The following is a 2895-nucleotide window of genomic DNA, read 5'->3' as shown; positions in this document are numbered from 1 at the left end:
CATCCGCTGCATTGGTAAGTACCGCCTGGTTGCCGTGCACCGTGAGGAAGTACTGCGCCGGCGCCGACACATTCGCGCCGAAGGGAAACGGCCTCGCCGTTGCCGAGTCGCCGAGCGCGATGGTGAAGCCGACGCGTTCGGCATCGATCAGGCTGTTCATCGTGACGCGGAAGGCAGTGAAGTTCGATTGCGGCTTGATGCGCAGTTCGACGATGTCGGCGGCGTTGCCGGCATAGGCCGGATCGGTCGGATAGGTGTAGGTGCCGTTGGCGCGGGAGAAGTTCTCGGCGGTGCGGCGCGCATCGGCCGGGTCCTGGACGTTCGCATTCGCGCCGCGGTCGTCGTAGAGGAAATCCTGGTACAGGAACTCGCCGCGGCGGTAGGCGCTGGCACCCGACACGAGGATGGGCCGGGCGCGCCAGATGCCGGTGTTTTCCAGTTGCGGCGCACGTGGCGGCGAGGCGTACAGGATATCGGGGCCGGGGCGCGGCGCCGGACCGCTGTACAGCGAGCGGCCGCTATGATCGACCTCGGGCGTATCGACACCGCCGAGGTCTTCGGCGGGCGGCAGCGGATCGAGGATGCCGAGCACGCCGCCGGACATTGTCTTGATCGAACCGACATTGGCATCCCCGCCGCCGCAGCCGGCCAGTAGCACGATGGCCGACGCGCACAGCGTCGCCCTGAACGATGGAACGAAGGGTTTGTCTCTCACAACGGTCTCCTTTGGTGGGGATGAACTTGATTGTTGTTGCCGTCAGCCGGCATGCCGGCACGCGGGACGGCGTCCGCGCTGGAGAAGACGTGATGGCTACTAAGAGCGTCTAACAAAATGAACGAAGCGCCAGCTTCGTGCTCTCTGGCAAGGCGCGTCGACGCAGGCAGTACTGAGGTACGACAAGGAGACGCAACGCAGCCAGAGGCATTTTGTTAGACGCTCTAACGGTCGGGAATGCGAAGAGGAACGGGAGCAAACGGCAGGGGCGCGGCGGTGTGCGGGGCGCCTGAGGCACGGCCGCACGTCATGGGCCGCAATGCAGGTTGTGTCATGACCGTCTCCTCCTGATTTATTCTTTTACCCGCGTCGTCCAACGATGTTGGTCGTGTCGGGTGCGGATCGTGCAGTGGGTCAGCCATTGTCGAAACGCTGGGAATGAGAGAACTCTGCGATACTCGAAGTTCCGCACGGTCGTGCTATTGGAACGGCCTGCCGCAACACTTGTTGATAAGCATCAATTCAGGAGAATCCAATGCCCCGTTCCGTCGATCCCACTTCCGACAGCGTCAAGCAACTCGTCGCCAGGGTTCCTCCCGACCTGCCGGTCGTCATGCTCAACCTGCTGCGCTTCCGCGACCAGGCCGTCTACCCTGCCGACAAGGCACAGCCGGCGCGCACCGGCCGCGACGCCTATGCAGAATACGGCAGGCAAATTCAGACGCATCTCGACAGGGTGGGCGGCAAGGTGATCTGGCAGGGCGAGGCCAAGCATACCTTCATCGCCCCGCAGGACGAAAGCTGGGATGAGGTGTTGCTGGTGCAATATCCGTCCCGCGACGCCTTCCTGTCGATGCTGATGTCGCCGGACTATCAGGCCGTCACCTTCCATCGGACAGCTGCGCTGGAGGATGCGCGGCTGGTGGTGACGATTAGAGGTTAGCTTGTGGGAACAGCACCGTTATTGACTTATGAATCAATTGCCGTGGTATTCTTTTGATTCATAGCTCAATAATTAAGTGATGGAAAGCATAATTAACCACATCTTGCGTGCCGCAAAGAGTCGCGGCTTTACCCAGAAAGTGCTTGCACAAAAAGCTGGCATATCGCAGGAAGCGATATCGCGCATGAAAAGGCAAGGCAATCCGACGCTCGATGTAGTACGCCGCCTTGCCGACGCAGCGGGGGTGCATATCTTGGTTTCGACCGATGGGAAGACACACCATGCGCGGGGTGACCTACCCGAGCAGCCCCAAGGCTTCAAGAGAAAGCACAAACTCGTCTGGTCGAATTCCAAGGCCGGCGACGAGATCCATCTGCGCGCCGCCCTGCTTAAGCCACGCTTCGACATCCTGCTGGACGCTGCGGTGGAATTCGGCATCGACCGGCTCGAAACGGAGTGGGCGCTTGTCCGGGGGGAAGGCTCGGACGCTGCGCTCAAGGCAGAACCCATCGTCGTGCGCACACTGAGGAACATCCGCAATGGATACCAGCAAGCTCAGACCTGACACCGCCGCACTCTGGAACGTGCTGCAGGATCATCCGCTGATGAACGGTTTTATTCTTATTGGCGGCACCGCGCTTGCCCTGCGCATCGGGCACCGGGTCAGCGAAGATCTCGATTTTGCCTACGTGCGAGGGAACCTTCCCGGCGCCCAGCTCGGCTTGCTGAAGCGGCGCCTCGGGCAGTCCGGCATCCGCCTTGAGCCGGATGTCAATCCAGCGGACGAGGAATTGTTCCTCAACGACGGATTGATACTGGCTAATTATCAGCAGAACTACCTGGCGAACGGTTCGGTCAGACTGACCTTCGTCGCGCCGGAAAACGAGCTGCGGACCTTTCTGCAGGGTGAACCCGGGGACGCCCTTCGGGTTGCGACAACCGACGAGATTTTTGCAAGCAAGAGCCTGGTCTGCGCGGAGCGGTCCAAGTCGCGGGATTGGTATGACCTGTATGTGCTGATGACCCGGCACGGCTACACGATGGGCGACTTCCACCGGACCTTCATTCGTATCGATTCGCCCGCGAAATTCGGCATTGCCTCCGGGCGGCTCAGGCTCTGCCGTCCACTATCGGACGATGAGGGCTACGAGCAGTTGCTCGATGCGCCGCCGACGCTTGACGACATGCGGCTTTTTTTTAATGCGCAGCTAGATGCGCTTGAAACACAGCTTGCCAA

Annotated in this window: 4 protein-coding genes; 3 read left to right on the top strand and 1 reads right to left on the bottom strand. The window is 60.9% G+C overall.

Annotation, left to right across the window (positions count from 1 at the left end; translation table 11 throughout):
- Positions 1-715 (bottom strand): glucodextranase DOMON-like domain-containing protein (locus V7080_RS25065; protein ID WP_334191094.1); only part of this gene is annotated, 715 nt, incomplete at its 3' end.
- Positions 716-1250: 535 nt separating this feature from the next.
- Between V7080_RS25065 and V7080_RS25060 the strand changes: the two genes are divergently transcribed.
- The 3 genes from V7080_RS25060 to V7080_RS25050 form a co-directional block, all read left to right on the top strand.
- Entirely contained in the window at positions 1251-1658 is a 408-nt protein-coding gene (locus tag V7080_RS25060) for a DUF1330 domain-containing protein (RefSeq protein ID WP_334191093.1), read from the top strand.
- Between the two features lie 79 nt (positions 1659-1737).
- Positions 1738-2223, top strand: a complete 486-nt coding sequence (locus V7080_RS25055) for a helix-turn-helix domain-containing protein (RefSeq protein ID WP_334191092.1) — start codon at positions 1738-1740, stop codon at positions 2221-2223.
- Positions 2198-2895: nucleotidyl transferase AbiEii/AbiGii toxin family protein (locus V7080_RS25050; protein WP_334191091.1), on the top strand; the 698-nt coding region annotated here is incomplete at its 3' end. The genes V7080_RS25055 and V7080_RS25050, both read left to right, overlap by 26 nt.

It is taken from the genome of Noviherbaspirillum sp. (assembly GCF_036846085.1).
GTDB lineage: Bacteria > Pseudomonadota > Gammaproteobacteria > Burkholderiales > Burkholderiaceae_D > Noviherbaspirillum.
Note: the sequence above shows the minus strand (reverse complement) of the source record. Positions and strands in the feature narration are given on the sequence as shown.